The 26,136-nt window shown below is 67.4% G+C and carries 29 protein-coding genes and 1 pseudogene; 7 read left to right on the top strand and 23 right to left on the bottom strand.

What is annotated here, in order from left to right; genetic code table 11:
• The first annotated feature begins 1 nt into the window (after position 1).
• The 4 genes from flgJ (at position 2) to GO606_RS19850 (ending at position 3,849) form a co-directional block, all read left to right on the top strand.
• Positions 2 to 988 carry a flagellar assembly peptidoglycan hydrolase FlgJ gene (gene flgJ, locus GO606_RS19865; RefSeq protein WP_169119992.1) on the top strand — a complete coding sequence of 329 codons (987 nt, stop codon included), beginning with the start codon at positions 2 to 4 and terminating at the stop codon, positions 986 to 988.
• Positions 989 to 1,063: 75 nt separating this feature from the next.
• Positions 1,064 to 2,479, top strand: a complete 1,416-nt coding sequence (gene flgK / locus GO606_RS19860; RefSeq protein ID WP_169119991.1) for a flagellar hook-associated protein FlgK — start codon at positions 1,064 to 1,066, stop codon at positions 2,477 to 2,479.
• Between the two features lie 14 nt (positions 2,480 to 2,493).
• On the top strand, positions 2,494 to 3,396 hold the full coding sequence (gene flgL, locus GO606_RS19855) for a flagellar hook-associated protein FlgL (protein WP_169119990.1): 903 nt from the start codon (positions 2,494 to 2,496) through the stop codon (positions 3,394 to 3,396).
• Between the two features lie 6 nt (positions 3,397 to 3,402).
• Complete coding sequence (locus GO606_RS19850) at positions 3,403 to 3,849, top strand: hypothetical protein (protein WP_169119988.1); 447 nt, start codon at positions 3,403 to 3,405, stop codon at positions 3,847 to 3,849.
• 13 nt (positions 3,850 to 3,862) lie between these two features.
• Here GO606_RS19850 and fliR read toward each other — a convergent pair whose 3' ends face one another.
• From fliR to fliF, 13 genes and pseudogenes are all read right to left on the bottom strand, one after another.
• Positions 3,863 to 4,642, bottom strand: a complete 780-nt coding sequence (fliR, locus tag GO606_RS19845) for a flagellar biosynthetic protein FliR (RefSeq protein ID WP_169119986.1) — start codon at positions 4,640 to 4,642, stop codon at positions 3,863 to 3,865.
• A 27-nt stretch (positions 4,643 to 4,669) separates the two neighbouring features.
• Entirely contained in the window at positions 4,670 to 4,939 is a 270-nt protein-coding gene (gene fliQ / locus GO606_RS19840) for a flagellar biosynthesis protein FliQ (protein WP_053422432.1), read from the bottom strand.
• Positions 4,940 to 4,955: 16 nt separating this feature from the next.
• Positions 4,956 to 5,720, bottom strand: a complete 765-nt coding sequence (gene fliP, locus GO606_RS19835) for a flagellar type III secretion system pore protein FliP (protein WP_169119984.1) — start codon at positions 5,718 to 5,720, stop codon at positions 4,956 to 4,958.
• Positions 5,710 to 6,132 (bottom strand): flagellar biosynthetic protein FliO, encoded by a 423-nt coding sequence (gene fliO / locus GO606_RS19830; RefSeq protein ID WP_246979779.1) that lies wholly within the window; start codon positions 6,130 to 6,132, stop codon positions 5,710 to 5,712. The genes fliP and fliO overlap by 11 nt, the downstream gene beginning before the upstream one ends.
• A 179-nt stretch (positions 6,133 to 6,311) precedes the next feature.
• Positions 6,312 to 6,788 carry a flagellar motor switch protein FliN gene (gene fliN / locus GO606_RS19825; protein ID WP_169119982.1) on the bottom strand — a complete coding sequence of 159 codons (477 nt, stop codon included), beginning with the start codon at positions 6,786 to 6,788 and terminating at the stop codon, positions 6,312 to 6,314.
• Positions 6,781 to 7,788, bottom strand: a complete 1,008-nt coding sequence (fliM, locus tag GO606_RS19820) for a flagellar motor switch protein FliM (protein ID WP_169119980.1) — start codon at positions 7,786 to 7,788, stop codon at positions 6,781 to 6,783. Before fliM ends, fliN begins: the two co-directional genes overlap by 8 nt.
• 14 nt (positions 7,789 to 7,802) lie before the next feature.
• On the bottom strand, positions 7,803 to 8,366 hold the full coding sequence (locus GO606_RS19815) for a flagellar basal body-associated FliL family protein (protein ID WP_169119978.1): 564 nt from the start codon (positions 8,364 to 8,366) through the stop codon (positions 7,803 to 7,805).
• 97 nt (positions 8,367 to 8,463) lie between these two features.
• Positions 8,464 to 9,384 (bottom strand): flagellar hook-length control protein FliK, encoded by a 921-nt coding sequence (locus GO606_RS19810; RefSeq protein WP_246979776.1) that lies wholly within the window; start codon positions 9,382 to 9,384, stop codon positions 8,464 to 8,466.
• Positions 9,385 to 9,973: 589 nt separating this feature from the next.
• Complete coding sequence (fliJ, locus tag GO606_RS19805) at positions 9,974 to 10,435, bottom strand: flagellar export protein FliJ (RefSeq protein WP_169119975.1); 462 nt, start codon at positions 10,433 to 10,435, stop codon at positions 9,974 to 9,976.
• 113 nt (positions 10,436 to 10,548) lie between these two features.
• Positions 10,549 to 11,946 (bottom strand): flagellar protein export ATPase FliI, encoded by a 1,398-nt coding sequence (gene fliI / locus GO606_RS19800; protein WP_169119973.1) that lies wholly within the window; start codon positions 11,944 to 11,946, stop codon positions 10,549 to 10,551.
• Positions 11,946 to 12,437 (bottom strand): FliH/SctL family protein, encoded by a 492-nt coding sequence (locus tag GO606_RS19795; protein WP_246979774.1) that lies wholly within the window; start codon positions 12,435 to 12,437, stop codon positions 11,946 to 11,948. Before GO606_RS19795 ends, fliI begins: the two co-directional genes overlap by 1 nt.
• A 256-nt stretch (positions 12,438 to 12,693) precedes the next feature.
• On the bottom strand, positions 12,694 to 13,695 hold the full coding sequence (gene fliG / locus GO606_RS19790) for a flagellar motor switch protein FliG (protein WP_169120895.1): 1,002 nt from the start codon (positions 13,693 to 13,695) through the stop codon (positions 12,694 to 12,696).
• Positions 13,692 to 15,340: pseudogene (gene fliF / locus GO606_RS19785) on the bottom strand (flagellar basal-body MS-ring/collar protein FliF). Before fliF ends, fliG begins: the two are co-directional and overlap by 4 nt.
• 161 nt (positions 15,341 to 15,501) lie before the next feature.
• Between fliF and GO606_RS19780 the strand changes: the two are divergent.
• The 3 genes from GO606_RS19780 to fliE all read left to right on the top strand — a co-directional run bounded on the left by GO606_RS19780 (position 15,502) and on the right by fliE (position 18,489).
• Positions 15,502 to 16,665, top strand: coding sequence for a sensor histidine kinase (locus GO606_RS19780; protein WP_169116822.1), 1,164 nt, complete (start codon positions 15,502 to 15,504; stop codon positions 16,663 to 16,665).
• Positions 16,662 to 18,083: a sigma-54-dependent transcriptional regulator gene (locus GO606_RS19775; protein WP_169116706.1), complete on the top strand. Its 1,422-nt coding sequence runs from the start codon at positions 16,662 to 16,664 to the stop codon at positions 18,081 to 18,083. Before GO606_RS19780 ends, GO606_RS19775 begins: the two co-directional genes overlap by 4 nt.
• Before the next feature lie 85 nt (positions 18,084 to 18,168).
• Entirely contained in the window at positions 18,169 to 18,489 is a 321-nt protein-coding gene (gene fliE, locus GO606_RS19770; RefSeq protein ID WP_169116707.1) for a flagellar hook-basal body complex protein FliE, read from the top strand.
• Positions 18,490 to 18,583: 94 nt separating this feature from the next.
• Here fliE and GO606_RS19765 read toward each other — a convergent pair whose 3' ends face one another.
• The 10 genes from GO606_RS19765 to GO606_RS19720 all read right to left on the bottom strand — a co-directional run bounded on the left by GO606_RS19765 (position 18,584) and on the right by GO606_RS19720 (position 26,078).
• Positions 18,584 to 18,916: a helix-turn-helix domain-containing protein gene (locus GO606_RS19765; protein WP_169116708.1), complete on the bottom strand. Its 333-nt coding sequence runs from the start codon at positions 18,914 to 18,916 to the stop codon at positions 18,584 to 18,586.
• A 236-nt stretch (positions 18,917 to 19,152) separates the two neighbouring features.
• On the bottom strand, positions 19,153 to 20,487 hold the full coding sequence (locus tag GO606_RS19760; RefSeq protein ID WP_169116709.1) for a type II toxin-antitoxin system HipA family toxin: 1,335 nt from the start codon (positions 20,485 to 20,487) through the stop codon (positions 19,153 to 19,155).
• A 2-nt stretch (positions 20,488 to 20,489) separates the two neighbouring features.
• The gene (locus tag GO606_RS19755; RefSeq protein WP_246979772.1) at positions 20,490 to 20,837 is read right to left on the bottom strand and encodes a helix-turn-helix domain-containing protein; all 348 of its coding nucleotides are present in this window, start codon (positions 20,835 to 20,837) and stop codon (positions 20,490 to 20,492) included.
• Positions 20,838 to 21,058: 221 nt separating this feature from the next.
• Positions 21,059 to 21,835: a flagellar brake protein gene (locus GO606_RS19750; RefSeq protein ID WP_169116711.1), complete on the bottom strand. Its 777-nt coding sequence runs from the start codon at positions 21,833 to 21,835 to the stop codon at positions 21,059 to 21,061.
• A gap of 28 nt (positions 21,836 to 21,863) precedes the next feature.
• Positions 21,864 to 22,214, bottom strand: coding sequence for an EscU/YscU/HrcU family type III secretion system export apparatus switch protein (locus GO606_RS19745; protein WP_169116712.1), 351 nt, complete (start codon positions 22,212 to 22,214; stop codon positions 21,864 to 21,866).
• Complete coding sequence (gene fliK, locus GO606_RS19740; RefSeq protein WP_169116713.1) at positions 22,201 to 23,400, bottom strand: flagellar hook-length control protein FliK; 1,200 nt, start codon at positions 23,398 to 23,400, stop codon at positions 22,201 to 22,203. Before fliK ends, GO606_RS19745 begins: the two co-directional genes overlap by 14 nt.
• Before the next feature lie 48 nt (positions 23,401 to 23,448).
• Positions 23,449 to 23,784: a flagellar protein FliT gene (locus tag GO606_RS19735; RefSeq protein ID WP_246979770.1), complete on the bottom strand. Its 336-nt coding sequence runs from the start codon at positions 23,782 to 23,784 to the stop codon at positions 23,449 to 23,451.
• 13 nt (positions 23,785 to 23,797) lie between these two features.
• Complete coding sequence (gene fliS / locus GO606_RS19730) at positions 23,798 to 24,202, bottom strand: flagellar export chaperone FliS (protein ID WP_169116714.1); 405 nt, start codon at positions 24,200 to 24,202, stop codon at positions 23,798 to 23,800.
• 28 nt (positions 24,203 to 24,230) lie between these two features.
• The gene (gene fliD, locus GO606_RS19725; protein WP_169116715.1) at positions 24,231 to 25,619 is read right to left on the bottom strand and encodes a flagellar filament capping protein FliD; all 1,389 of its coding nucleotides are present in this window, start codon (positions 25,617 to 25,619) and stop codon (positions 24,231 to 24,233) included.
• 30 nt (positions 25,620 to 25,649) lie between these two features.
• Positions 25,650 to 26,078, bottom strand: coding sequence for a flagellar protein FlaG (locus tag GO606_RS19720; protein ID WP_246979768.1), 429 nt, complete (start codon positions 26,076 to 26,078; stop codon positions 25,650 to 25,652).
• Between the last annotated feature and the right edge of the window lie 58 nt (positions 26,079 to 26,136).

The following is a 26,136-nucleotide window of genomic DNA, read 5'->3' as shown; positions in this document are numbered from 1 at the left end:
GATGACGATCCCCGCGCAGATCAACGCGATCGACCCGAACGCGCTCGCCGACCTGAAGCGCCTGTCGCGCGACGGCGACTCGCCCGCGGCGCTGCGCGCGACGGCGAAGCAGTTCGAGGCGCTGTTCCTGCAGATGGTGTTGAAGTCGATGCGCGACGCGGTGCCGTCCGAAGGGATGCTCGACAGCGACCAGACGCGGCTTTTCCAGGCGATGCAGGACCAGCAGACCGCGATGAACATGGCCCAGGGCCGCGGTACCGGGCTGGCCGATGTGATCTTTCGCCAGCTCGGCGGCGAAGCGCTGGAGAAACCGGCAGCGACGCACGACACTGCCGCCGCGGGCGCGCCGCCCGTGCCGCCGCGCACGGCAATCCTTGCCGTACGCCCTCCCACCCCGGCAAATGCCGCCGCCGAGGGAGGCGATGGCGCCGGCACAATGAGCGACGTGCCCGCCGAGTTGCCCACTCCACCCAAGGCGGCGCAGGCTCTTGCCGACCCCGCTGCACGCGCCGTGCCGAATGGCGCCCGCGAGTTCGTCGACCGCGTGTGGCCGCACGCCGGCAGCGCGAGCCGCGCAACCGGCATCCCGGCGCATTTCATGGTCGCGCAGGCGGCGCTCGAAACCGGCTGGGGGCGCGGCGAACTGCGCCGCGCCGACGGCACGCCGAGCTTCAACCTGTTCAATATCAAGGCCGGGGCGGACTGGAAGGGCGCAGTGGTGGAAGTGCCCGTCACCGAGTATGCGAACGGCCGGGCGTACACGGAAAACGCGCGCTTTCGTGCCTATGGTTCGTATGCCGAGGCTTTCCGGGACTATGCGAACCTGCTGAGCAACAGCCCGCGCTACGCGGCCGTGCTCGGCCAGACCGACGCCGCCGGTTTCGCCCGCAGCCTGCAGCACGCCGGCTACGCGACCGACCCGATGTATGCCGACAAGCTGACGCGGATCATCGGCGGCAACACGCTGCGCACGGCGCTCGCGGGTTGAATCGCCAGGGCCGTACAGTCTGGCAAAAGTCTTGCTTAGAGATGCATCGAGCGCAGCGGGAAAAAGGAAACGAGCATGGCCGGACTCCTCGGTATTGGCCTGACGGGCATCAACAGTTCGCAAGCGAACCTGTTGACGACCAGCCACAACATCACCAACGCGAAAACCCCCGGGTACAACCGGCAGACGGCGATCGTCACGACCAACGATCCTCACTTCACCGGGGCGGGTTTTTTCGGCCAGGGATCGAGAGTCGAGACCGTGCGCCGCCAGTACGACCAGTTCCTCGGCCAGCAGGTGCTCAGTGCGTCGGCGCGCAAGGAAGAGCTGTCCGCATACAACACGCAGCTCACGCAACTCGACAACCTGCTCGCCGATCCGTTGGCGGGCCTCGCGCCGGCGCTATCCGATTTTTTCAAGGGGGTGCAGGACGTCGCGACCAACCCGGCGAGCATCCCGGGGCGCCAGGCGCTGATTTCCCGCGCTGAGTCGCTCGCGTCGCGCTTCAACGGCCTCGATGCGCGGCTCGACGAGATCGGCAGCCTCACCGAAGGCCAGATCGCCGGCGCGGTCGAGTCGATCGACACGTACGCGCGCCAGATCGCCGAAATGAACCAGCAGATCGGCACGGTGCAGGTCGCCGGGCCCTCCCTCCAGGCCAACGATCTGCTCGACCAGCGCGACACGCTCGTCGCCGAGCTCAACAAGCTCGTGAAGGTCAGCACGGTGACCGAGCGGGACGGCTCGCTGAGCGTGTTCGTCGGCACCGGCCAGGCGCTCGTCGTCGGCACCACGGCTTCGGAACTCGCCGTCAGGCCCGATCCGTCCGACCCGCTGCACGGCACGATCGAGCTCAGGACGGCCGGCGGCGGCGCGGTGCCGCTGCCGGATTCGCTGTTCACAGGCGGACAACTCGGCGGACTGCTGAAGTTCCGCAGCGAGATGCTCGACCCCGCGCGCGACAAACTGGACCAGATCGCTTTCGACTTCGCGAGCGCGTTCAATAGCACGCACCAAAATGGCCGCGACCTGGCAGGGGCTGATGGCGGCGCGTTCTTCACGCCAATGGGGCAGGTATCCGGCGCTGCAGGCGCGATGCGCGTAGCGATCTCGGATCCGCGAGCCATTGCTGCTGCCGCTTCAGGAACGGCGCCCGTCGGCCCTTCGGACAACCGGAATGCGCTGGCACTGGCGGCGCTGCAGACAGACAAGTCGGTCGTAACGGTCGGCTCCGGCACGGCGACCGCCGGATCGGCGTATTCCCAGTTGGTCAGTTCGGTCGGCAACAAGGCGCGTGAAGTCCAGATCGGGCTGAAGGCCCAGAAAGCCCAGCTTGACCAGGCGACCGCCGCCCAGCAAGCGCTTTCGGGCGTCAATCTCGACGAAGAGGCGGCCAACCTGATCCGTTACCAGCAGTCCTACCAGGCGGCGGCGCGCGTGATGTCGGTCGCGGGCACGCTGTTCGACGAAATCCTCTCGATCGCGCGCTGAACCGGAGTGACACCATGAGAATCTCCACGAGCATGATCTTCGACTCCGGCCGCGACGCGATGCTGCGACAAAGCGCGGATTGGCTGCATACCCAGCAGCAGCTCTCGACCGGCAAGCGCGTGCTGGCGCCGTCCGACGACCCGATCGCGGCGGCGCGCGCACTCGAGGTTTCGCAGACCATAAGCATCAACGAGCAGTTCCAGACGAACCAGGGCGATGCGAACGACGCGCTCGCCTCGCTCGAAAGCAGCTTAGGCGGCATCGGCGACATTCTCACGCACATCCGCACGCAGGCGATCCGGGCCGGCAACGCGGCGTTGTCACCGACGGAGCACGAGGCGATCGCGGTCGATATCGAGGCGCAGTTCAAGGCGCTGGTCGGTATCGCGAACAGCAAGGACGGCACCGGCGAATACCGGTTTGCCGGTTACCAGTCGGGGAATGAGCCGTTCCCCGCCGACCTTGTCTACCGGGGCGACAGCGGAGTGCGCAGCATCCAGGTCGCGGCGTCGCGGACGATGCCGGTGGGGGTGCCGGGAAGCGACGTGTTCAGGGTCGACGCGAACGGCCAATCCCAAACGTTCGCGTCGATCTCCGACTTCATCGCCGGCTTGCGCAATCCGCCGGCCGGGGGCGTTTCGGCCGTCGTCGCGAACGCGATCGACGGCATGGATGCCGCGCTCGACAAGGTGAACACGCTCCGCGCGTCGGTCGGCTCGCGGATGGTCGAACTCGACGCGCTCGCGGACATGTCGGCGACGCAGGGCGTGCAGTATGCCGAAACGCTGTCGCGGCTGCAGGACCTCGACTATGTGGAGGCGTACTCCCGTTTCTCGAAGCAGCAGGCGGTCCTGGAGGCCGCGCAGCAGTCGTATGTCCGCACGACCGGCTTGTCGCTGTTCGATCTGCTGCGCTGAGCGACAGTGACGTTCCGCCGCATCGCGCTGTGCCTGATTTTCCCGCTCGCCGGCGGCTGCCTCGCGTTGCCGCTGCCGCGTTATGCCGGCGCGGGCGCAGCGGGGGAAAGCGCCGCGGCGCCGCGCCTGAACGACGCCGATTACCCCACGCCGCCTCCGGTGGCGTATCTGCCCCACGACTCGCAGTCGCCCGCCTGGGACCTGGGCGTCGTGCGGCTCGACGCCGAGCGCGTGCGCTTCGACCTGCGCATGAAGTCGCTCGTCACCGGCGGCGAAGGCGAGGCGCGGCAGGTGTTCGCGCGGGCGGCGCAGCGCTTCGCGGAGGCGGGAGGGTTTGCCGGGTTCGACGTGGTGCGCTTCGAGGAGAGCGTGGAATCGAGCTGGCCGTTCGCCCAGCGCACCGCGGTCGGCGAAGTGCGTCTCGTGCGCTCGCGCATCTGGCCGGGAATGTAGCGGCGCGGGTCGCTCAGCCGAACGCGCGGAACAGCTCGTCGATCGCCCCGAAGCCGCGTTCGAAAAGGCTCTGCAGCACCGGCGCGAGCGTGTCGAGGCTCAGCAGCAGCACGAGGAACCCGACCGACAGCGTCACCGGAAAGCCGACGGCGAACAGGTTGAGCTGCGGTGCGGCGCGCGTCAGCACGCCGAGCGCGGTGTTCGTGATCAACAGCGCCGCGACCATCGGCAACGCCATCATCAGGCCGGACGCGAACATCACTGCGGCGTAGCGCACGATCAGCAGCCACCCGTCCGCACCCGGCACCGCCCCGACCGGCAACCACTCGAAGCTCGCGACGAGCCCCTGGACCAGCATCAGGTGGCCGTCGAGCGCGACGAACACCAGCAGCGCGACGAGGCCGAGGAATTCCGCGATCACCGAAGTCTGCCCGCCGGTCTGCGGGCTGAAGAACACGGCGAACGACAGGCCCATCTGCAGGCCGATCATCTCGCCGGCGACGTCGACCGCCGCGAACACCAGCCGCATCACGAAACCCATCGCGATGCCGATGAACGCCTGCTGCGCGAATATCGCCAGCTGCTCCATGGAGCCTCCCGGCACGGGGGGCATCGGCGGCAGCGCCGGCAGCACAGCCATCGCGATCGCCAGGCCGACGGCCAGGCGGACCCGCACCGGCACCATGCGGTTGCCGAACAGCGGCGCCGCCGACACCAGCCCGAGCAGGCGCGCGAGCGGGAACATCAGCGCCGCGATCCACGCATCGAGCTGGGCGGAAGTCAGGCTGATCATCGTCGCCGCGAGTGTTGCGCGATGGGTTCAGCCGATCAGCGTCGGGATCGATTCGAACAGGCGGCGGGTGAAATCGGTGATCAGCGCGATCATCCAGTGCCCGGCCACGACCATCGTCGCAAAGACCGCGACGAGCTTCGGTACGAAGGTCAGCGTCATTTCGTTGATCTGCGTCGCAGCCTGGAAGACGCTGACGATGAGGCCGGTGACCAGCGCGGCGAGAAACAGCGGCGCCGCCATCAGCAGCGTGATTTCGACGGCCTGGCGGCCGATATCGACGACGATGCCCGGGGTCATGGCTTGCCTTTGGGGGTTAGGGAGCGAAACTCTGGACCAGCGAGCCGATCAGCAGCGTCCAGCCGTCGACCAGCACGAACAGCATGATCTTGAACGGCAGCGACACGATCACCGGCGACATCATCATCATGCCCATCGACATCAGCACCGAGGCGACGACCATGTCGATGATCAGGAACGGAATGAAGACGACGAAGCCGATCTGGAACGCGGTCTTGAGTTCCGACGTGACGAAGGCCGGCACGACGACGCGCATCGGCAGGTCCTCGGCCTTTTCGACCGGCGGGGTCTTCGACAGCCGGGCGAACAGCGCGAGGTCGGGCTCGCGCACCTGTTTCAGCATGAACGCCTTGACCGGCACCGTGCCGCGCTCCAGTGCCTGGTCGAAGCCGATCGTGCCCTGCGACATCGGCAGGTAGGCGTCGGCATAGACGCGCTCGACGACCGGCGACATGACGAAGAAAGTCAGGAACAGCGCGAGGCCGAGCAGCACCTGGTTCGGCGGCGAGGTCTGCGTTCCCATCGCGGTGCGCAGCAGCGCAAACACGATGATGATGCGCGTGAAGCTCGTCATCATCAGCACGACCGCGGGCAGGAAGCTCAGTGAAGTCAGCAGTAGCAGCGTCTGCACGCTCAGGCTGTAGGTCGTGCCGCCGCCCGGGGCGGGCGTGCCGGTGATCGCGGGCAGGCCCTGCGCCGCGGCGGACAGCGGCGCGAGCAGCAGCAGCGCGGCGAGGGCACGGGAGAGGGCGCGGGCGAACATCGGGCGCTCAGCGCGCATCGTTGCGGCGCTCCATCGCCCGCCGGAGCCAGCCCGGAAAGTCGCCGGCGGCCTGCGCCGGCGGCTCGGCAAGCGCTGCGTCGGCGAGGTCGGCGGCCGCGACGGTATGCAGCGTGCGAACGTTCGACGCCGTCACGCCGAGCACCAGCACCTGCCCGGCGATTTCGACCAGGACGACGCGTTCGCGCGGTCCCACCGCGACCGCGCCGAGCACCTTCAGGCCGGCCGCGGCACCGCGCGGCGCCGACAGGCGCTTGAGCAGCCACAGGCTGGCGAGCAGCAGGCCGATGACGATCGCCAGTCCGACGAGGGTCTGCCCGAGGCTGCCGGCAAGGTCGGGACTCGTGTCGGCGGCCTGCAGCGCAGGGGCGGCGGTCGACAGGAAAAGGAGAAGGATGCTGCGTGCGTTCACGACCTGCTCGGCGGCTGTGCGGATGGATGAACTTTAAGCGCCGCCGCGTCGCCGCCAGCCTGCGATAAGACGGGCAAAAGGGTGATTATTCGGTGCTTCGCCTGCACCCGCGGCCCAGGCGCTGCCGGCCGGAACAGCCGGGCGCCGGGTCGTGATGCGAGGGCGTTTTGCCGCTGCCGTCAGCTGCGGATTTTCCGCATCCGTTCGGCCGGCGTGATGATGTCGGTCAGGCGGATGCCGAACTTGTCGTTGACGACGACGACTTCGCCCTGGGCGATCAGCGTGCCGTTGACGAGCACGTCCATCGGTTCCCCGGCGAGGCCGTCGAGCTCGACGACTGACCCGTGGGCGAGCTGCAGCAGGTTGCGGATCGAGATCTTCGTACGCCCGAGTTCGACGGTCAGCTGGACGGGAATGTCGAGGATCATGTCGAAATCGTTCAGCCCGCCCGAGCGCGGGCCGGGTGCGCCGAAGTCGGGGAACAGGTGGCTGGCCGGCTTCGCCTGGTAGGGCGAGTCAGCCGCCGCTGCGGCCGCGAGGTCGGCCGTCACGCGCCGCGCTTCGGCGTCCGCGCCGGTTTCCGTCGCGGACTGCTCCATCATCGCCGCGGCCCAGTCGTCCTCGGTGATCTGGCCATCGTTGTCGTGCTCAGCCATGGTGGCCTCCGAGTGGTGGGTGGTCGGCATTGTCGCCGGCGAGGAAGCGTTCGACCTTCACGGCGTACTTGGCGCCCTGCCGGCCGTAGCCCAGTTCGAGGATCGGCGTGCCGTCGACCTCGCCGTGCACGTGTTCCGGGATGTCGATCGGGATCACGTCGCCGACGCGCATGTTGACGATATCGCGCAGCGAGATTCGCGCGCTGCCGAGATTGCAGACGAGTTCGACGTCGGCCGCCTGCAGCTGCCGTGTCAGCAGCTTGATCCAGCGGTTGTCCTGGGTCAGGTGGTCGCTCTGCATCGTCGAGTACAGCAGGTCGCGAATCGGTTCGACCATCGAGTACGGGAAGCACACGTGCATGTCCGCCTGCGAGCCGCCGAACTCCAGCGAGAAGCTCGCCGAGATGACGATCTCGGACGGCGTCGCGATGTTCGCGAACTGGGAGTTCATCTCCGAGCGCACGTATTCCATCTCGAGCTTGAACACCGGTGCCCACGCGCGCGAGTATTCGGCGAACACGACGCCGAGCATGCCCTGGATGATGCGCTGCTCGGTCGGCGTGAAATCGCGCCCTTCGACGCGCGAATGGAAGCGGCCGTCGCCGCCGAACATGTTGTCGACGACGAGGAACACCAGGTTCGGGTCGAACACCACAAGTCCGGTGCCGCGCAGCGGTTTCGCCAGCACCAGGTTGAGGTTCGTCGGCACGACGAGGTTGCGGACGAATTCGCCGTATTTCTGCACCTTCACCGGCCCGACCGAGACTTCGGCGTTGCGGTGCATGTAGTTGAACAACCCGATGCGCAGGTAGCGGGCGAAGCGCTCGTGGATCAGCTCCATCGTCGGCATGCGCCCGCGGACGATGCGTTCCTGCGTCGCGAGGTTGTACGGTCGCACGCCTCCCGGCTCGACGGCATCCTCTTCGAGTTCCTCCGGTTCCCCGGCGACGCCTTTCAGCAGGGCGTCGACTTCATCCTGGGACAGAAAATCGGAAGACATCGCCGCCGTTTCTCCTACTGGATGATGAACGAGTCGAAGAGCACAGCCTGAATCGGGCCGGCCGGTCCGTTCCCGCGGCCGCCTTTGGACGGCGGGGCGCCGAGCGTGCTGTTGGTGCGTTCGACGATCTCGTCGGCGAGCGCTTCGCGACCTTCGGGTGTCGAAAGTTCGGACGGCAGCTTGCCGGTGAGCAACAGGTTGATCTCGTGCCGTATCGAGGGCATGAAGCCCTTCAGGCTTTCGCCGGTTTTCGCGTCCGCGATCCGCAACGCCAGCACGACCTGGAGATAGCGCTCGCCCTCTCCGGGGGAAAGGTTGACGGTGAACGGTTCGAGCGCGATGAAAGTCGGCGGCTTGCTCAGGTCGAAGACCGGGGCGGCGACGTGCTCCTCGGCGTGTTCGTCAGCCCCGGCGTTATTTTTCTTCAGCATCAGCAGGCCGACGACTCCTGCAGCCAGCAAGAGGAGGATCACGGCCAGCACAACGACAATGATCACGAGCTTCTTCGGTCGTCTGCGCACCTGTGCAGGTTCCGCTGCTGCTGCATCTGCCGGGGCGGCAGGGGGAGCCTTAGCCATGAATCATTTCTCCAGTGTCGACAATTGAGAGTATGTGCGCGGCGGACGTCCCGCGAAGGGCCGAAAAGTGGGGTACAGCGCCCGCAATTCAGACGCTTCAAGCAAAGGTATCGACCCTTCCCGTGCCGACGCGCGACCAGTCGACGGATATCGGTGCCGTCGCACCGGTTTCAGCCCCGCCGGATGCGGTGCCGGATGCAGGGCCTCGCGCGTGGCGTCCGGACGAGCTTTCCTGGCCGGCTTGCTGCCCGCCCGATGTGCCGACGCTGGTCTCGCCGAGGCTGATGCCGGCCTGCTGCATCATCTCGCGCAGGCGCGGCATCGCCTGTTCGAGGGCGTCGCGTGCCGCGGACGTCGCGGCGACGAAATGGGCGACTGTCTGGTCGCCGCTGACGTGAATGGAGACTTCGAGTTTGCCCATCTGTGGCGGTGTGAGGACGAGCTCGGCCTTCGACTCGTTGCGTCCGACGAGCCACACCACGCGATTTCCGACCTCCTCGGCCCACGCGCGCTGCTGGCCGGCGGGCGTGTGTACCGGCAGCTGTGACACGGGTTCGCTGCGCACGGCCGCGTTGAACCCGGCGCCGGGCACACCGGTGGTGGGGCCACCGGTGGCGGGCGCGTCGGCCGGTGGGCCGGGAATCGCTCCGGCAGGGTCGGGAAGTTGCACTTCGACGCGCCCCGGCAGTACAGCGGCCAAACCGGGATTCGCATCTCCTTGCGGGGATCGGCCGGCAACTTTGAGGCGCTCGCCGGCTCCGGCATGCGCCTCGCCCGTCGCGGCGGTGGCTTCGGCAATCAGTTTTTCAAGCAGCGGCGCTGCAGAGCCGCGTTCGGTGCCGTCCTGCAGCACGGGCGCCGAAACGGCCTCGTCGCCGGCCGCTGCGGCAACCCCGGCGGCAACCCCGGCGGCAACCCCGGCGGCAACCCCGGCGGCAACCCCGGCGGCAACCCCGGCGGCAACCCCGGCGGCAACCCCGGCGGCAACCCCGGCGGTCACGGCGGCAGGACCGGGCACGAGCCCGGCAAAGCTTGCCGTGAGTGCTGCATCGGCCGGCGGGGCTGCGCTTTCGCCTGTGACGATGCTTTCGGCTGCGGGCGCGAGCGACGAGGCCGGCTGCTGGACATCCGCAGCGCTCGCCCGATCCTCGCAGCCTGCTCCGCTGTCGTCGCCGGATGTGGCACTCGCGGCTTCGGCGGGCGCGTCGCGGCCGATGCCGTGCGGAACCTCCTGCGCCCGGTCCGCGGTCGCCGTATCTCCTCCCGGCGGAGTTCCCGGCCCTGGTCCCGGCTCCGGTCCCGGGGTGGCGGTGCTTCCGGGCGCTCGGGCGAAGGCCCGGTGGCGGCGGGTCGTGTGCGTACAGGCTCGCGCTCGGCCGCACTCATCCGCCGTTCGAGCGCATTCGAAAAGCTGTCGCCGAACGCGCTCCCGGAGGCGCCCGCAGCGGGCGAGGGCCGGCCGGAACTTGCCGCGGCAGCAGGTGCGGGCGTCAGGAGCAGCTTGTTCAACAGGGGATCCGGCATGTCGGGTTCTCTTCCGCGGCGAATGGGGACGTGGCGAATGGGGGCGATTGGTCGGGATTCAGCAAGCCTTGTGCCACCGCGGCTCAAATACCGGCGGCCTCGTCCTGGTCGCGGTCGCGGAAACGCTTCGCGGCGTGCTCGTCGGACTGGCGTTGGTCCTGGCGCGCGGCTTTGCGGGCCTCATCGGTTTCGTGACGTTTCTGCAGCGTGCCGAAAGCCTTGACCTTGTTCCGCTGCGCCATCCACGCGTGCTGGCCGGCGGCGGTCTGGCGGTGCGCGTTGGCGACATTCGCCGTCTGCAGCGCGATCGCCTCGTCGATGCGGCCGATGAACGCGCTGTAGTTGCGCCACGCGTCGGGGCTGATGCCGTTGCGCGCGGTTTCCTGGAAGCGCGATTCATACTCGGCGCGATAGTTCTGCAGCAACTCGAGCTTGCGGCTGCCTTCCTGCTCGCTGGCGACCAGCTCGCCGAGCCGGCGCGCCGCGTCGTCCATGCGGTTTTGCGTGAGGTCCAGCAGAGGCTGTAGCGGAAAAGGTTGGCTCATCGGATTGGTTTGCGACGCGGATCAGGCGCCGCGAATGGGGTTTGCATGCCCGGCCGGGGTCGAAGAGGGGTCGCCATTCTACGGCCTGGAGGCGCGCGCAACCGTGCCACTTGTCACCCGCCGGCGAACAAAGTGCGCAGATTCGCGGTCGCCTGCGTCCAGGTTTCCTGTTCGTCGATGCGCTGCTGCAGGAAGCTTTCGAGTTTCGGGTAGATCGCCACCGCGCGGTCGAGCATCGGGTCCGAGCCGGCCTGGTAGGCGCCGACCGCGATCAGGTCGCGCGCACGCTGGTAGCGCGAGAACATCTGCTTGAAGCGCCGCACGAGGTCGAAATGCTCGGCCGTGACGAGCCCGTGCATCGCACGCGAGATCGACTGTTCGATGTCGATCGCCGGGTAGTGGCCTTGGTCGGCGAGCGAGCGCGACAGCACGAAGTGGCCGTCGAGAATCGCGCGCGCCGAGTCGGCGATCGGGTCCTGCTGGTCGTCGCCTTCGGCGAGCACCGTGTAGAACGCGGTGATCGAGCCGCTGCCTTCGAGCCCGTTGCCGGCGCGCTCGACGAGCGCCGGCAGACGCGCGAACACGCTCGGCGGGTAGCCGCGCGTCACCGGCGGCTCGCCGATCGCCAGCGCAATCTCGCGCTGCGCCATCGCGTAGCGCGTCAGCGAATCCATGACCAGCAGCACCTGCTTGCCCTGGTCGCGGAAATATTCGGCGATCGTCGTCGCGTACGCGGCGCCCTGCAGCCGCATCAGCGGGCTGGTGTCGGCGGGCGCGGCGACGACGACCGAGCGCGCGCGGCCCTCAGGGCCGAGGTTGTGCTCGATGAATTCCTTGACTTCGCGCCCCCGTTCGCCGATCAGCCCGACGACGATGACGTCGGCCGACGTGTAGCGCGCCATCATGCCGATCAGCACCGACTTGCCGACGCCGGAGCCGGCGAAAAGGCCGAGGCGCTGGCCGCGGCCGACCGTCAGCAGCGCGTTGATCGCGCGGATGCCGACGTCGAGCGGGGTGTCGATCGGCGCGCGCGTCAGCGGGTTGAACGGGCGGCTCTGCAGGGAGCGGGCGTCCGTCGTGCCGAGCGGGCCGAGCCCGTCGAGCGGACGACCGGCGCCGTCGAGCACCCGCCCGAGCAGCTTCTCGCCGACCGGCAGGTGCTTGGCGCGATCGGACGTGCGCCGGCGCGGCGGCGACGTGGTCCCGACGGTCGGGCGCGAGGGGTGGACTTCGAGCGGCAGCACCGGCGCGCCGGGCGCGAGCCCGAACACGTCGTCGGTCGGCATCAGGTAGAGGCGGTCGCCGCTGAAGCCGACCACTTCGGCCTCGACAGTGCCGCCGCCGCTCGCGACGATGCGGCAGTCGGCGCCCAGCGGCAGCTTGAGGCCGGACGCTTCCATGACGAGCCCGTTGATGCGGGTCAGGCGGCCGGACACTTCGAACGGCGCTGCCGAGGCCGCCAGGTCGCGGTGCTCGGCCAGGTAGGCGCTCCACGCGTCGGCGTGGCGCATTACCGCCCGGACTCCTGCCAGCCGGTGTCCGGGCGGCCAAGGGTTTCGAGGACGCGCCGCCAGCGGGTTTCGAGCGTCGCGTCGAGCTGGCTGCCGACGGTCTGCACGAGGCAGCCGCCGCGGCTGATCGCGTCGTCGTCGATCAGCGTCGGGTGGCCGTGTCCGGGCTGCTCGGCGAGATAGGCGCGCACCAGCGCGACATCGTCGGGATGCAGGTGGATGCGGGCCTGCGCCTGCGGCAACTGGTTCAATGCCATGCGCACCGTCTCGATGACTGCCTCCGGCTGCTCCGCGAGCGCGTTGCGGACCATGCGCCGCGCCACTTCCATCGCCAGCCCGACAAGCTCCTCGGCGACGTCGCGATCGAGGCGGGCGAGCGCTTCGTCCAGGGCGTCGGCGAGCGCGGCGATCCGCATCGCTTCCTGCCGCGCCTGTTCGGCGCCTTCGCGGTAGCCGGCCTCGTGTCCGTCGCGGCGCGCGTCCTCGAACATCGACTCGATGTCGGCGGCGGTCGGCAGGCGGACCGGCGGTTCGGGGTCCGGCGGCAGATCGGGTGGCGGCGCGGGTTCGGGTTCGGGGTGGGGCGGCGCAGGCGGGGAGCGGGTCGGCGGCGCGCGGCGCGTCGGCGTCGGGCGCGGACTCGCCGCCGAAGGCGGGCGGCTCCCAGCGGCGGTACGCCCCGACGGCCTGGTGGCGTGAAATGCTCATCGCCGACCCCGGCGGCGCGGATCGCGCGATCCGCACGGCTTACACGAACGCATCGTCGCCCCCCTTGCCGCCGAGCACGATCTGGCCTTCCTCGGCGAGGCGGCGGACGATCTTGAGGATCTCCTTCTGCTCGGCCTCGACTTCGGACAAGCGCACCGGACCTTTCGATTCGAGGTCCTCGCGCAGCATTTCGGCCGCGCGCTGGGACATGTTCCTGAAGACTTTCTCGCGCAGTTCGGGCGCCGCGCCCTTCAATGCGGTGACCAGCGAGTCCGACTGCACTTCGCGCAGCAGCGCCTGCAGGCCGCGGTCGTCGATGTCCATGATGTTCTCGAAGACGAACATCTCGTCGAGGATCTTCTGTGCGAGGTCCGGGTCGTATTCGCGCACGTTGTCGAGCACCGCGGTTTCCGCGCCGACGCCGACGAAGTTCAGGATCTCGGCCGCATGGCGCACGCCGCCCATCGACGCCTTCTTGACCGCCGAAGCGCCCGACAGCATGCGGCCGAGCGCTTCGTTGAGTTCCTTCAGCGCCGTCGGCTGGACGCCGTCGAGGGTGGCGATGCGCAGGATCACGTCATTGCGCAGGCGGTCGGGAAACTGCTTCAGGATCTCGCCCGCCTGGTCGAATTCGAGGTGCACGAGGATCGTCGCGATGATCTGCGGATGCTCGTTCTTGATCAGGTCGGCGGCGGTGAGCGGGTCCATCCATTTGAGGCTCTCGATGCCGGCGGTGTCCGACCCCTGCAGCACGCGCGCGATGATGTGGCCGGCACGTTCGTCGCCCAGCGCCTTGGTCAGCATCGCGCGGATCTGCTCTTCGTCGGCTTCGACCGGCGCGCCCTTGAGCCGGTGCTCGTCGAGCTGGTCGAGCACCGCTTCGACGCGCGTGCGCTGCTGCGACGGCAGGCCGGCCATCGCGGTGCCGAGCTTCTGCACTTCCTTCGGGCCAAGCAGCTTGAGCACTTCGGCGGCGTGGTCCGCACCCAGCGCGAGCAGCAGCGTGGCACTTTTTGCGAGTCCTTCGTCAGGGGTGTTCATTTCTTGGCCTCATCGTTCGCACCCATCCATTCCTTGATCAGGTTCGCGACCACCTTCGGGTCGGACTGCGCGAGCTCCTTCGCGCGGACGAGCTTCTCGTCGAAGGTTTCGATCCGCGGGGCTGCCGACACGCTGAGCAGCGCGTGCTCGTCGTCGCCTTCTACGGTCGCCTCGATCTCTTTGGGGGGGGGCGCGACGCTGCGCAACAGCGGCCGGATCACGCCGAAATACACGAAGGCGAGCGCGGCGAAGAGCGCGAGGTATTTCAGCAACTCCTTGCCGAGTTCGATCATGGCGGGATCCTTCCACATCGGCAGCGCCGCTTCGGCTTCTTCCTGCGGCGCGGCGAACGGCGCGTTCGACACGTTCAGGCTGTCGCCGCGTGCCTGGCTGTAGCCCATCGCTTCGCGCACGAGGTTCGTGAGCCGCGCGACCTCCTCATCCGTCAGCGCCACGGCGCGCGTCTGGCCGTTCGGCAGAGTCTCGCCGCGGTGATTGACGACGACCGCGACCGACAGCCGCCGGACCTGGCCGAGCGCCTGGCGCGTGTGCTGGATGGTGCGGTCGAGCTCGTAGTTCAGCGTCGAGGAACGGTTGCTGTTCAACGGCGTGCCGGCGTTTGCAGTGCCCGGAACGGGGATTGGTGATCGGGGCGGTGGCCGGGGCGGGCGGCTGGTTCGTCAGGGCACCCGGCCACCTGCGGACCCGTCTGGCGCGTTTCCTGTTCGCTGCTCTGCTGGCTGCGGATCGCCTGGTCGGGCGACGGGTTCGGCTTGTACGTCTCGGCGGTCTGTTCGACCTGGTTGAAATCGACGTCGGCGGTGACCTGCGCCTTGAAGTTGGCGGCGCCGACGATCGGCGTCAGGATCGCCTCGATGCGGCGGATGTAGCTCGCCTCGACTTCGCGTACGTAGCTGAGCTGCGTCGCGTCGAGCCCGGCGTTGCGCAGCGGGTCGGCACGCGTCGTCAGCAGCGTGCCGCTCTGGTCGATGACGCTGACGCGCTCGTTCGCGAGCTGCGGCACGCTCGACGCGATCAGGTGAACGACGCCGGCGATCTGCGCCGCGTCCATCGTGCGCCCCGGGTGCAGGTTCACCATCACCGAGGCGGTCGGCTTCTGCTCGTCGCGCAGGAAGCCGGACTGTTTCGGAATCGCCAGGTGCACGCGCGCCGACGCGACCGACGCGATCGACTGGATCGTGCGCGCCAGTTCGCCTTCGAGCGCGCGCTGGAAATTCACCTGTTCGTGGAACTGCGACACGCCGAGCTTCTGGTTTTCCATCAGCTCGAAACCCACCAGGCCGCCTTTGGGCAAGCCCTGCGCCGCGAGCCGCAGGCGCACGTCATGGACCATCTGCGACGGGATCAGGATCGCGCCGCCTCCCGGGGAAAACCGGTACGGCACGTTCTGCTGCTGCAGCGCGGCGACGATCGCGCCGCCGTCGCGTTCCTCGAGATTCGAGAACAGCACCGCGTACTCGGGGGCACGGCTCCACAGCCACACGCCGACCACGACCGCGATCGCAAACGCGACGGCCGCGGCCGCCGCGAGCTTCTGGCGCTGACCGAGTTCGTTGAAGCGCTGCAACACCTGCTGCGGTGCCGGCAGCGTTTCCCGCGCGACGGCGGTGACGTCGGTAGACATGGTCGAGTCCTTCAATCGTCCGACTTTTTCGGGTGATGCATTGTCCGCTCGCGGATGCAACTTTCCCGGCGGGATAAGCGGCAGTTTTTGCCGCCTATTTGCCGGTTGCGCGGTGCCGCCGGGCGGCTAATCTGCCCGTCGTGAAAACCGATTCCGTCACGATGCCGGCCGAATCCGAGGCGCCCCGGCCGCCGATCGCCGGCCAGCGCCTCGACGCGGCGCAGCTCGCCGAGGCGTTCGCGCTGTTTTCGCGCGCCTCGGAAGAGCTGTCGACGGCCTACAACGCGCTGCAGGGGCAGGTGTCGCAGCTCACCGAGCGGCTCGACGTGCTGCTCGGCGCGCTGCCGGCTGGCGTCGTGATGCTCGATCGGGCCGGGCGTATCGTGCAGTTCAACCGCGCCGCCGAAAGCCTGCTCGGTGGCGGGCTCGCGGGCGAGCGCTGGGACGCGGTCGCGCGCCGCTTCGGCGACACCGGGACGCCGGGCGAGCTGAGCGTCGGCACCGAACCGGGCGCACGCCGCGTGTCGCTGTCCGACACTGCGCTCGAATCCGGCGAAGGCCGCATCGTGCTGCTCCATGACGTCACCGACACCCACCGCATGCGCCTGCAGGCCGAGCGAAACGAGCGGCTCGCGGCGATGGGCGAGATGGTCGCCGGGCTCGCGCACCAATTGCGCACGCCGCTCGCCGCCGCTTTGCTCTACACCGGCAACCTGCGCCAGCCGGAGCTGGGGCCAGCCGATCGCGCGAAAGTCGCCGACCGTGCGATCGAGCGCCTGCGCTACCTGGAGCGGCTCATCCGCGACATGCTGCTGTTCGCCCGCGGCGACAGCCTCGGCCGCGAGCGTTTCGGCATCTGCGAGCTGGTCGGCGAAATCGTGCACACGCTGGAGCCGCTCGCGCGGGCGCGGCAGCTGTCGTTCATATCGCGCTGCGACTGCGGCGATCTGACGCTGCTCGGCGATCGCAAGGCGCTGGGCGGGGCGCTGACGAACCTCATCGAGAACGCAATCCAGGCGACCGGCGCCGCGGGCGAGGTGTCGCTCAGCGCGGTGCGCGACGGCGAATTCGTGAATTTGCGCGTCGCCGACAACGGGCGCGGCATCGAACCGGCACGGCAGGGCCGGGTGTTCGAGCCGTTCTTCACGACGCGCGCCGAAGGCACCGGATTGGGGCTGGCAATCGCGCGCGGCGTCGCGCGGGGTCACGGCGGCGACATCGCGTTCGAATCGACGCCGGGCAAGGGCTCGCTGTTCACGCTCAGCCTGCCGCTGCTGCGCGCGGATGACAGCGCTGCGGGAGCGGCATCGAAGGAAACCTCATGATCGAACAGATCAACATCCTCGTCGTCGAGGACGATGCCGCGCTGCGCGACGCCGTGTGCCTGACGCTCGAGATCGGCGGCCACCGCGTCACCGGCGTCGACGGCGGCGCCGGCGCGCTGCAGGAAATCGGCTGCCAGGCGTTCCACCTCGTCGTCAGCGATCTGCGCATGCAGCCGATGGACGGCCTGCAACTGCTCGCCGAACTGCGCGCCCGCCTGCCGCAGCTGCCGGTGCTGCTGATGACCGCGTACGGCGACGTCGACAAGGCGGTGGCCGCGATGCGCGGCGGGGCGTGCGATTTCCTCATGAAGCCGTTCGAGCCGGACGTGCTGCTGGCGCATGTGCGCCGCTACGCCGCAACGCCGCCGTCGGCCGACGACACGATCGCCGAGGACTGCCGCACGCGCAACTTGCTGGCGCTCGCCGCGCGCGTCGCGGACACCGACGCGACGGTGCTGCTGACCGGCGAGTCCGGCACCGGCAAGGAAGTGTTCGCGCGCTACATCCACGCCCGTTCCGCGCGCCGCGACGGCCCGTTCGTCGCGATCAACTGCGCGGCGATTCCCGAGAACCTGCTCGAAGCGACGCTGTTCGGCTACGAAAAAGGCGCTTTCACCGGCGCCCAGACGGCGCAGCCGGGCAAGTTCGAGCAGGCGCAGGACGGCACGATCCTGCTCGACGAGATCTCCGAGATGCCGCTCGCGCTGCAGGCCAAGCTGCTGCGCGTGCTGCAGGAGCGCGAAGTCGAGCGCGTCGGCGGCAGGAAGCCGGTCGAGCTCGACATCCGCGTCGTGGCGACGAGCAACCGCGACATGGCGGCGGAGGTCGCGGCGGGGCGCTTCAGGGAAGACCTGTATTACCGCCTCAACGTGTTCCCGCTCGCAATCCCCGGCCTGCGCGAACGGCCCGCCGACATCCTGCCGCTGGCCCGGCACTTCCTCGCGCGCCACGCCGAGCGGCTCAAGCGCAGCGCGCATCTGCTCGCCGACGCCGAATCCCTGCTCGTGCGCCACGCTTGGCCGGGCAACGTGCGCGAACTGGAAAACACGATGCAGCGCGCGCTGATCCTTGCCAGCCGCGACACGATCGGCGCCGACATCGTGCATCTTTGCCTGCCGCACTGGGCCGCGGCACCCGGCGTCGCGGAAAGCCGGCCGGACAGTGCGTCCTGCCCAGCGCCCGCCTTCCTGCCGGCGGGTCTTTCCCCGGTCATCGGAAGCCTTGCCAGCACCGCTGCGCGGGTCCCGGTCGAACCGCCGCGCCCCGTAAACATGAAGGACCTGGAACGCGAGCACATCCTCGCGACGCTGCGCGAGCAGGGCGGCTCGCGCAAGCGGGCGGTCGAGAGGCTCGGGATCTCGGAACGGACCTTGCGATACAAGCTGCAGCAATACCGTGACGACGGGCACGAGGTGTGACGTGGGGCCGGATTCGGCGCTGTTGGCATGACGATTGCTCTGCTAGACTGCGGACAACAATCACTCGCTCTGCGGGGTCGAGATCATGGATATGCGCGGAATTGAACAGATGATCGGCGAGCTGCGCTCCACGGCGCAGACCGCGGCCGGCAAGCCGGCACAGGGTGCGCAGGCGGCCGGCGGCGTCGACTTCGCCGAAGTGCTGCAAGGGGCGCTCAAGGACGTCAGCGCCGCGCAACAGGAAGCGCGCGGCATGGCGCAGGAATTCTCCACCGGCGACCCGAACGTCAACCTGCAGGACGTGATGGTGAACCTGCAGAAAGCGAGCCTGTCGTTCCAGCAGATGGTGCAGGTGCGCAACCGGCTGGTCACCGCGTATCAGGACATCATGAACATGCCGGTTTAACGGCGTCTCAAGCGGTCTCACGGTTCGGCCAAGTTCAGGAAAAGAAAGGAACTTGAGTTTCAGCACTGTTCATAGAGAATGGCGAGTCTCGATGTCAACCGATCGCCAGCTTGACCGGCTTGCCGATGCGGCTGAGCATTTCCACCAGCGTGTCGATAGTGAATTTGGCCGTCTTCTTGTTCACTACATCGGACACGCGCGGACGCGAGACCATCAGGATCTCGGCGGCCTCGGCTTGTTTTAGGTGATGCTCGGCGATCCAGGTCGACAGTTCGTTCATCAACTGCTGCTTCAGCAACTGGATGTCGTTGATCTGCTTACGGGAGGCCACTTGCAAGCGTTCGGCCTCTTCGGGCGCGAAGCCAAGCTCCAGGAAGAGGTTCGCTCCCGGCTTCGTCACATGGCGGATTTCGGTGTCGATCTTCATTTCTGTGCCTTCCTCGCGTTGACCACGGCGCGGCAATGCTCTTGTCCTGTATAACGAGATGACTTCGACCGGCTCGGCGTGCCTCGGCTCTCATAACCTCAACTGCTCGAACCGCCCGGTGCGGACCCGCATGCCGGGTGGTGTGGGAGGGGATCGGCCAGGTATCCTGACCGCCCCTATCCCGATTGGATTGGCGCCTGGGTTCGTTTTCAAGGATGTTTAAAGCGCTGCCATCTTCAAGGCTCGGTGGTTAATCGTGCGGATTGCCTGCGCATACCCTCAAAAATTGATTCCGCAACATCCATGGGGAAATCAATGGGTAGCAACTTGCCTGCTTCATTGATGACCGTATCTGTCGCACCAATGACTTCCTCTATCAGGTGCTCTGCCATGGCCGTTCCGAGCCCAACTTGTTGCGCTTGTGCAATCCAGTGTCGCCGCTGGATTTTGTCCATCAGGTAATAGTTGGCGCTGCCTCGAATCGCCATCGCGAGTTTGGCTTTGTGTGGAGCGATCTGGTTCTTGCCTTTGCCAATCACAGGATGTGCTGAAAGTACGTCGTAGATGGGCGTTGCGCGGTAGCGCCCGCCAGGCCGGAGGGCGATGCTGAAGTTCTTGGCATGACCGTCAGTGGCGGCCAGCAACCAGAACAGAATTTGCGTTTTGAAGAAGTGAATCCGGTCTTGTTCGGCGTGTTCCGAGCCGAGCAGGATTGCCATGATTGAGGTGATCCCCGGTCCGCCATCTGCCTGGTATTTGTGCAGGGGGGAGGTGCCCGTGGCCTGGCACAGGTCCTCCTGCGGCAAACGGATGATCCAGCTGTCGTCACTGGATGGCAGGCGGTCGAAACGTTCGACGACGAGGGCTTTCTGGTCCTCGAAAACGGCCATCTCGCAGCTTGCGATGGGAATGCCGTAGGCCGCCAGGATCTTTGAGCACAGCCACTCGTTCTCGATCGAACTGCGCATGTCGGCTTGCATGTTGCCAACCAGCCCCAAAGGCAATTTGAAGATGTGCGTGGTCGGGGTGCTGCCATGGGGAAGCAGCCATTTTCCATTGCGACGGAGCAGGGCAGTTTTTTCCTGGGCGCCAGCAATGGAGAGGCGCAGGTCACCTTGGTCGTCCTGCTGCCCGAGGATTTGGGACGAAGGGATATTGCGCAAGCGCTGTGCGATCGCGGCGACAGTCAGTTCTTCGCCATTGATCTCGTAGATGTCGGTGGGTGATTCGTCTTCGGGTAGCAGTTGTATTGCCCCGACGCAATCGCGCCCCAGTTTGCGCAGCAATTGAAAGGCGTCGATGCCGCCTGCCTGGTAACGCTGCGCCAGGCGGCGTCGAATCGCATCGCTGTCTGGCAACAGGTTATCGAAGTAGTGGCTGACCATGTCGCCACGATGGGGTGCATTCCCCGGCAAAAAGGGCAGGGACAGGGACAATGGGCGGGTTTGCTCATCGCTCAGCCAGTCATCGAAATAAGCCAGGCGGTCTCCCTGTCGGCCGGCTTCCCAATAGCCGACCGGGATGCCATTCATCCAGATGTTCAGGCGCTGGGTTTTTGCGCGGCGGCCCATGGTTACCAGCTTTCTTTCTTCTTCGACGGTACGGCAAGTGGGGTGGTCTTGGTGGAGCGCGTACGAGTCGTTGCCGACCGGCTATCAGTGGTTTGTGCAGGCAGCGCCTCGATCTCCGGTGCGGGTGTCGGGGATGACCGGTCCAGCGAGATATCGACGTTCAACAGACGCAGTACCGTGAACAGGCGTTCCAGGGTGACTGTGGCTGGCTTGGCTTCAAAGTAGGCATAGCTTTGCTGGGTGATGCCCAGCTTTTCGGCCATGACCGCCTGGGTCAGCCCCTGTTCCTTGCGAAACGCTTTGAGAACCAGAGGAAGCTGATTTAGCGTCTTGATCGGGTAAGTCATCATTGCCTCCACAACCATGCCCCTTCTGGATTACAGGATTTGAGCTGTATTTTACATTAACAGCCTGTGGGCTGTATATGTAAAATACAAAATAAGGTTTGTAAAGTTAAAATACATACCTTGGGTTGTATTTGTTCGAGGCTGGTGGCAGAAAAAAGTACGAAATCAGCAATGCGGCGGACCTGACTAAAAGGGCCTGAACCCGAGGCTTGCCGCCCACCGGGTCAGCACCCTGCGTCCTGAGCGTGCCGCTCGCGTTCCAGCTTGAAGAGGTAGCGCTGCAGGCGTGCCATGACGCTGTTCGACAGGCCGACGAACTGGCAACCGGCGCGGCGCGCCCGGGTGCCGTTCGGTTGCTTGATGTTGAACAGGTTGCGCACCGTGAGCCGGACCGGAAGGGGTTCGCCTTCCGGCAGGACCAGGGTGCAGTGGTTGAAGTCCATGCCGGGTTCGAAGTGCAGCTCTTGCGGGGGCACGAGGATCGCGAGCCCGCCGCCGCTGATGTCGAGTATCCGCACCGAGACCATCTTCTTGCGTCCGTCCAGCTGGTTTTGCGCGATCGTGCAGACCGGTGGCGCCGATCTGGGCACGGCGAGCCGGAAAAACTCGCGGCGTTGCAGGCGAAGGACGCTGGTCGGCAGGTTCGCACATAGCGCAGCCTGGCCGTCGTGGCGGACCGCTTCGACCGCGGAGAGCGAAAACTGCACGCGGACGTTGTCGAGCCGGGTCATGCAGATCAGCTCCGGGGCGGCTGCGACACGTTGGTTGATGCCGGCCTCGGGCGCTGCATCGAGGACGACGGCCGCGCCGTTCCGGTCCAGGGCGAGCATGACCGTGATGAACGACGTGCGCTCGTCGAGATGGCCGGTGATCAGTGCGCGCTTTTCGGTCAGCGCCCGGAGCAGCTGGACGATCTCGCGCGGGTCGCGCACGGCGAAGCGCGAGAAGGCCTCAGGGTTCAACGGGCGGGGGCGGGTCGCGCCTTCGTTCGGGTCGCTCATGCAGAATGTGTCGAATCGAAAGCGGCTCTTATAGCACGGACCGGTGCGCGCCGGTCTCCGCGGGACGCACCCCGGCGTTCGTCCCCTGCTCGATGGCGTACAGCCATGCCAGCAGCTCGGCGATCGCGACGTAGAGTTCGGGCGGGATGCGCGCGTCGAGGTCGACTTGCATCAGCAGGCCGACGAGTTCGGGCGATTCGTGCACGAACACGCCCGCTTCGCGCGCACGTTCGATGATCTCGCGGGCGATCAGGCCGCGCCCCTTGGCGACGACGCGCGGCGCGGCGTCATGGGCGCTGTAGGTCAGCGCGACCGCTTCCTGGTGTGACAGGTGCGTTGGCAGCTGCGGCGGCCCCTGCGTCGACTCATCCCTCGTCATCGCGACGCTCCGCGACAAAGCCGGTGAGCGGCAGGTTCGCCGCGGCCAGCGCATCGTCGAGCCCGGCGCGCGCAGCGTCGAGCGCCGCGACCGTGCCGGGGTCGTCGGCCAAGAGGCGCAACGCGACACCGGCCGGCGACACGACGAGATGCGCCTCCATGCCGCCGAGCCGCGGCAGCGTCAGGCGCAGTGTGGTGTTCCAGTTTTCCGCCACCTCGTCGCTGTCGCCGCGCTGGTCGCGCTGCGGATCCTCGATCTCCCATTCGACGTTCTGGCCCGGCCACACCTGGCCGTGCCAGACATAATTCTGCGTCGCCATCGCGTCGAGCTGCTGGTGCACGACCGGCATCAGCCGCTCGGGTATCGCGGCGGCGCGGGCCGGGTTCGGTGCCGCTGCGGTGCCGCGGATGTCCGCCTGTTCATCGATTTCAGCGGCGGCGCCCGCCGCGATCCCCTGGGCGTTCGACACCGTGCCGGAAGCCGCACGCATGGCCCCGGCCGCGGCGCTCCCGGAGTCGGGCGTCGACGGCGGTTCGCCGGCCGTAGCGGTCTGCTGCGCCGCCGGCGCGTTCCCGGCAGGGTCGCGTGTCGGCGCATGCTGGCCCTGCGGCTCCAACTGCAGCGCTGCGGTGTCGATTTTGCCGCCGAGCCACTGCCGCTGATGGGATTCGTAGAACAGCCCGCTTTGCGTCAATGCCTGGCGCAGCGCGGGGGCGAGCGTGGCGGCGCCGTTGGCCGGCGGCGCATCGAGCAGCGGCTTGCCGCCGGCGAGGGCGGCCGGCGTGGACGCGGGTTGTCCGGTCAGCAGGAAGCCGATCAGCCGCCCGGTCGCGCTGAGCGTCGGGCGGGTGGCGGCGTCCGCGCCGGTTTGGGCGGTCGCGACGTTCGCAAGCTGCGCAAACACCGCCTTCGGCGTGTTCTGCGTCGCAATCAGTTCGAGCGTGTCGCCGGATTTCGCCGCATGGTTCAGCGCCAGCGTGTAGTGCTTGCCGGCGACGATCGCCTGGAACGTCCCGTCCGGCAGCGCGCGCTCCAGCGTCGCGGTGAATCGCTGGCCCGGCACGATCTCCGGCAGCCGCGCCTGGATTTCGCGCACCCGCGCCGGCCCGCTGACCGGCGGCTCGCTGTCGAAAAAACTTGCTTCGGTGAGCATGCGCAGCCGGGCGGCGAGATCGGACGGAATCATCGGGGTCGCTCCTGCGGCGTAAAACCGTCCGCGGAAAGCGCCGCGGCCTTACGGGCCGAAGGCGCCGTAGGCGCTGCGCACCGCGCGGTCGCGCTGCGCACTGCCGAGCAGCTTGCGCGTGCTGGCGAGCCACGGCTCGACGTGGCGGCGGATCTCCTCGTCGTTGCGCAGCATCGCGGTGATCAGCGACGCCTTGCGCGCTGCGTCCGCTTCGGTCAGGTCGGCGGCCTGGCGACCGTCCGGTGCGATGCGCATCAGTTCAGCCCGGATGTCCGCCATCTCGTGCTCCAGCGCAACGAGCCGGTCCCAGTCGTTGGCCTGCGCGGCCTCGACCATGCCGTTGGATAGGTCGCACATCGCGTCGAAGAGGGGAAGGATGTCCATGGGATCGCAGGTCTTACGCGGGAGCTGTCTCGGGCACGATTGCTTCCCACGCTTCGCGCAGGCTGTGCAGCAGGCCGCTGACTTCATCGAGCGCGGCGCGGTTGTTGTGCAGGTTGGCGTACAACAGCCGTTCGGCCATGTAATCGTAGAGGGCCGCGAGTCGGTCTACGAGTTCGCCCCCGAGGTCCCGGTCGAGACTCGCCTTAAGACCATTGGTGATGATCTCGATAGCCTTCGACACGGCTTGCCCCTTGGCGGGGATGTCCTTGCCGTCCATCGCCGCCGCGGCGGCGGCGATGGACAGGATCGCGCCGTCGAACAGCATCAGTATCAGCTTGTGCGGATCGGCGGTAGCGACGCCGGTTTCGATGCCGACTTGGGCATAAGCGGAGGCACGGTTGGCAAATGAGCCGAACATGGTTGGGGTTCCCTGGTTTTTCCGAAGATTAATTCGAGCCACTCAGCGGCAGATTGGCGAGTTGCGAGGCCAAGTAGTTGCTGGTTTGCGTCATGCCCGCCATGGCGGTGTCGAGCGCGGTGAACTGGGCGCGGTAGCGCGCTTCGATGCTTTCCATGCGGGTGTTGAGCGCCGTGCGCTGGCGGTCGATGGACTTGATCGAAGCGCTGATGCCGTCGGTGCGGCCGGCGATCAGGCCGGTGCCATCGACATAAGTGCCGAGACCAGCGGCGAGCGTTTCGGCAAAGCCTTTCACGCCGCTGGCGCCGGCGAAGAAAGCGCTCACGTCGCGCGTCGGATCCTTCAGTGCAGCGTCTAGCTTGGCGGAATCGATCGCCAAGCCGCCTTCCTTCTGGAAGGTGATGCCGATCTCCGACAGGCGTGAGGTATTGCCGAGCCCGCTGAATGCACCGCCCGCGATGTTGCGGATCTGCGCCTGTGCGCCGCGCGCGGTGGCGTCGCCGGTGAGGGTGGAGGCCTTGCGGTTGTCGGCGTCGTAGTTGGTGAGGCCCTTGATGGTGTTGTTCGCATCGTTGTAGGCCTTGACGAAGGCGTCGATCGCGCTGCGCGCGGCGCTGGTGTCCTGGCCCACTGTCAGCGTGCCGCTGCCGGCCTTGGCGAGCGTCAGCGTGACCCCGGCCAGCACGTCGGACACGGCATTGGTGCCGCGCTCGATACTGATGCCGTCGACCTTGAGCTTGGCGTTCTGCGCCGCCTGCACTTCGGTGACCGAAGCCGAGCCGGCGGGCGCGGCCGGATCGTAGCTCAACCCCACATCGCCGCCGATGCGAAACGCCTGCGCGCTGCCGGTGCTCTTGCCGCCGAGCACGAGCTGTCTGGCGTTGCCGTTGTCGATGATGCTGGCGGTCACCCCCATATCGGCGCCATTGATCGCGTCGCGCAGTTGTTCGATGGTGCTGCCGGTGAATTCCAGCGTCTTGACCGTGCCGTCCCCGTCGAAGGCGCCGCCACTGACCTTGCCGAACTCGATTTCGAATGTCCTGGCCGTCGTGGTGCCGTCGGCCGGCACGAACTCGGTGGCGGCGTCGCTCGCCACGCGCTGGGTGGTCGCGAGCTGCGTCACGTCGACCGCGAAGGTGCCGGAGGCGGCAGTGGTGCCGGAGGTGGCGCTGAAGCCGGCGTCGGCGCTGACTGTCGCCTTGGTGGCGGAAAATTTTGCCGCGTCCTTGAGGCCGTTGGCTGCCGTCTGCAGCGCCGACAGCCCACTCTTGAGCTGGCCGAAGGCCGACAGCTTCGCCTGGAAGCTCGCCTCGCGCGTGGCGAGCAGGGTAATCGGCCGGCGCTCGAGTGACATCAGCTGCGAAATCATGCCGTCGATGTCGAGCCCGGAACCGAGTCCGGTTGCAGTCAGGGCCATGTTGGCCTCCTTACGGTTGGGGGGCTGCCCTCACACTTCCTGCTTGATCAGCACACCCTGCAGTTTGTCCAGCGCCTTCGAGATGGCCAGCAGTTCCTTCGACGGAATCTGGCGGATCACCTCGTCGGTGGTCGAGTCCACCACCTTGACCACGGTGCGCCCGGTCTCGTCGTCGATCGAGAAAAGCAAATCCTGTGCCACGGGCTTGATCGCGTTGCGCACCTCTTCGACGGCCTGCAGCAGGGTCTCCCGACCGGGTTCCTGAGTCGCACGCGCGTGTTGCACCGCGTCGGCCGGGTCCACGGATGAAGCAGCGCGTGCTCCTTCGATTGCTCCTGCCACGCCCATGGCGGTGATCGGGGAATTGCCGGCAGCGGAATCCTTCGGCGGATTGGGCCGAACCGCAACCTGGCCAGGGTCGATCGGCGGCGGGCCGCCAGAAACGGATGGAATGCTCACGAGGTGCCTCCTGTATGGGAAACGGCGCGGGACCCTTGCGAGCCCCACGCCGAGCAGT

It is taken from the genome of Aromatoleum anaerobium, from assembly GCF_012910705.2.
Lineage (GTDB): Bacteria > Pseudomonadota > Gammaproteobacteria > Burkholderiales > Rhodocyclaceae > Aromatoleum > Aromatoleum anaerobium.
Note: the sequence above shows the minus strand (reverse complement) of the source record. Positions and strands in the feature narration are given on the sequence as shown.

What these genes read in the sequence shown, in the direction of transcription:
- fliM (WP_169119980.1), bottom strand. Translation starts at nt 7,788, where the DNA reads ATGTCTTCCGATTTTCTGTCCCAGGATGAAGTCGACGCCCTGCTGAAA.
- fliR (WP_169119986.1), bottom strand. Translation starts at nt 4,642, where the DNA reads ATGATCAGCCTGACTTCCGCCCAGCTCGATGCGTGGATCGCGGCGCTG.
- fliI (WP_169119973.1), bottom strand. Translation starts at nt 11,946, where the DNA reads ATGCGCCACGCCGACGCGTGGAGCGCCTACCTGGCCGAGCACCGCGAC.
- flgL (WP_169119990.1), top strand. Translation starts at nt 2,494, where the DNA reads ATGAGAATCTCCACGAGCATGATCTTCGACTCCGGCCGCGACGCGATG.
- GO606_RS19760 (WP_169116709.1), bottom strand. Translation starts at nt 20,487, where the DNA reads ATGGGCCGCCGCGCAAAAACCCAGCGCCTGAACATCTGGATGAATGGC.
- GO606_RS19765 (WP_169116708.1), bottom strand. Translation starts at nt 18,916, where the DNA reads ATGAAGATCGACACCGAAATCCGCCATGTGACGAAGCCGGGAGCGAAC.
- fliP (WP_169119984.1), bottom strand. Translation starts at nt 5,720, where the DNA reads ATGCGCGCTGAGCGCCCGATGTTCGCCCGCGCCCTCTCCCGTGCCCTC.
- fliJ (WP_169119975.1), bottom strand. Translation starts at nt 10,435, where the DNA reads ATGAGCCAACCTTTTCCGCTACAGCCTCTGCTGGACCTCACGCAAAAC.
- GO606_RS19735 (WP_246979770.1), bottom strand. Translation starts at nt 23,784, where the DNA reads ATGGACATCCTTCCCCTCTTCGACGCGATGTGCGACCTATCCAACGGC.
- fliS (WP_169116714.1), bottom strand. Translation starts at nt 24,202, where the DNA reads ATGTTCGGCTCATTTGCCAACCGTGCCTCCGCTTATGCCCAAGTCGGC.
- GO606_RS19755 (WP_246979772.1), bottom strand. Translation starts at nt 20,837, where the DNA reads ATGATGACTTACCCGATCAAGACGCTAAATCAGCTTCCTCTGGTTCTC.
- flgJ (WP_169119992.1), top strand. Translation starts at nt 2, where the DNA reads ATGACGATCCCCGCGCAGATCAACGCGATCGACCCGAACGCGCTCGCC.
- flgK (WP_169119991.1), top strand. Translation starts at nt 1,064, where the DNA reads ATGGCCGGACTCCTCGGTATTGGCCTGACGGGCATCAACAGTTCGCAA.
- fliG (WP_169120895.1), bottom strand. Translation starts at nt 13,695, where the DNA reads ATGAACACCCCTGACGAAGGACTCGCAAAAAGTGCCACGCTGCTGCTC.
- fliN (WP_169119982.1), bottom strand. Translation starts at nt 6,788, where the DNA reads ATGGCTGAGCACGACAACGATGGCCAGATCACCGAGGACGACTGGGCC.
- fliQ (WP_053422432.1), bottom strand. Translation starts at nt 4,939, where the DNA reads ATGACCCCGGGCATCGTCGTCGATATCGGCCGCCAGGCCGTCGAAATC.
- fliK (WP_169116713.1), bottom strand. Translation starts at nt 23,400, where the DNA reads ATGATTCCGTCCGATCTCGCCGCCCGGCTGCGCATGCTCACCGAAGCA.
- GO606_RS19780 (WP_169116822.1), top strand. Translation starts at nt 15,502, where the DNA reads ATGCCGGCCGAATCCGAGGCGCCCCGGCCGCCGATCGCCGGCCAGCGC.
- GO606_RS19775 (WP_169116706.1), top strand. Translation starts at nt 16,662, where the DNA reads ATGATCGAACAGATCAACATCCTCGTCGTCGAGGACGATGCCGCGCTG.
- fliE (WP_169116707.1), top strand. Translation starts at nt 18,169, where the DNA reads ATGGATATGCGCGGAATTGAACAGATGATCGGCGAGCTGCGCTCCACG.
- GO606_RS19795 (WP_246979774.1), bottom strand. Translation starts at nt 12,437, where the DNA reads ATGTTCGAGGACGCGCGCCGCGACGGACACGAGGCCGGCTACCGCGAA.
- GO606_RS19815 (WP_169119978.1), bottom strand. Translation starts at nt 8,366, where the DNA reads ATGGCTAAGGCTCCCCCTGCCGCCCCGGCAGATGCAGCAGCAGCGGAA.
- GO606_RS19745 (WP_169116712.1), bottom strand. Translation starts at nt 22,214, where the DNA reads ATGACGAGGGATGAGTCGACGCAGGGGCCGCCGCAGCTGCCAACGCAC.
- fliD (WP_169116715.1), bottom strand. Translation starts at nt 25,619, where the DNA reads ATGGCCCTGACTGCAACCGGACTCGGTTCCGGGCTCGACATCGACGGC.
- GO606_RS19750 (WP_169116711.1), bottom strand. Translation starts at nt 21,835, where the DNA reads ATGAGCGACCCGAACGAAGGCGCGACCCGCCCCCGCCCGTTGAACCCT.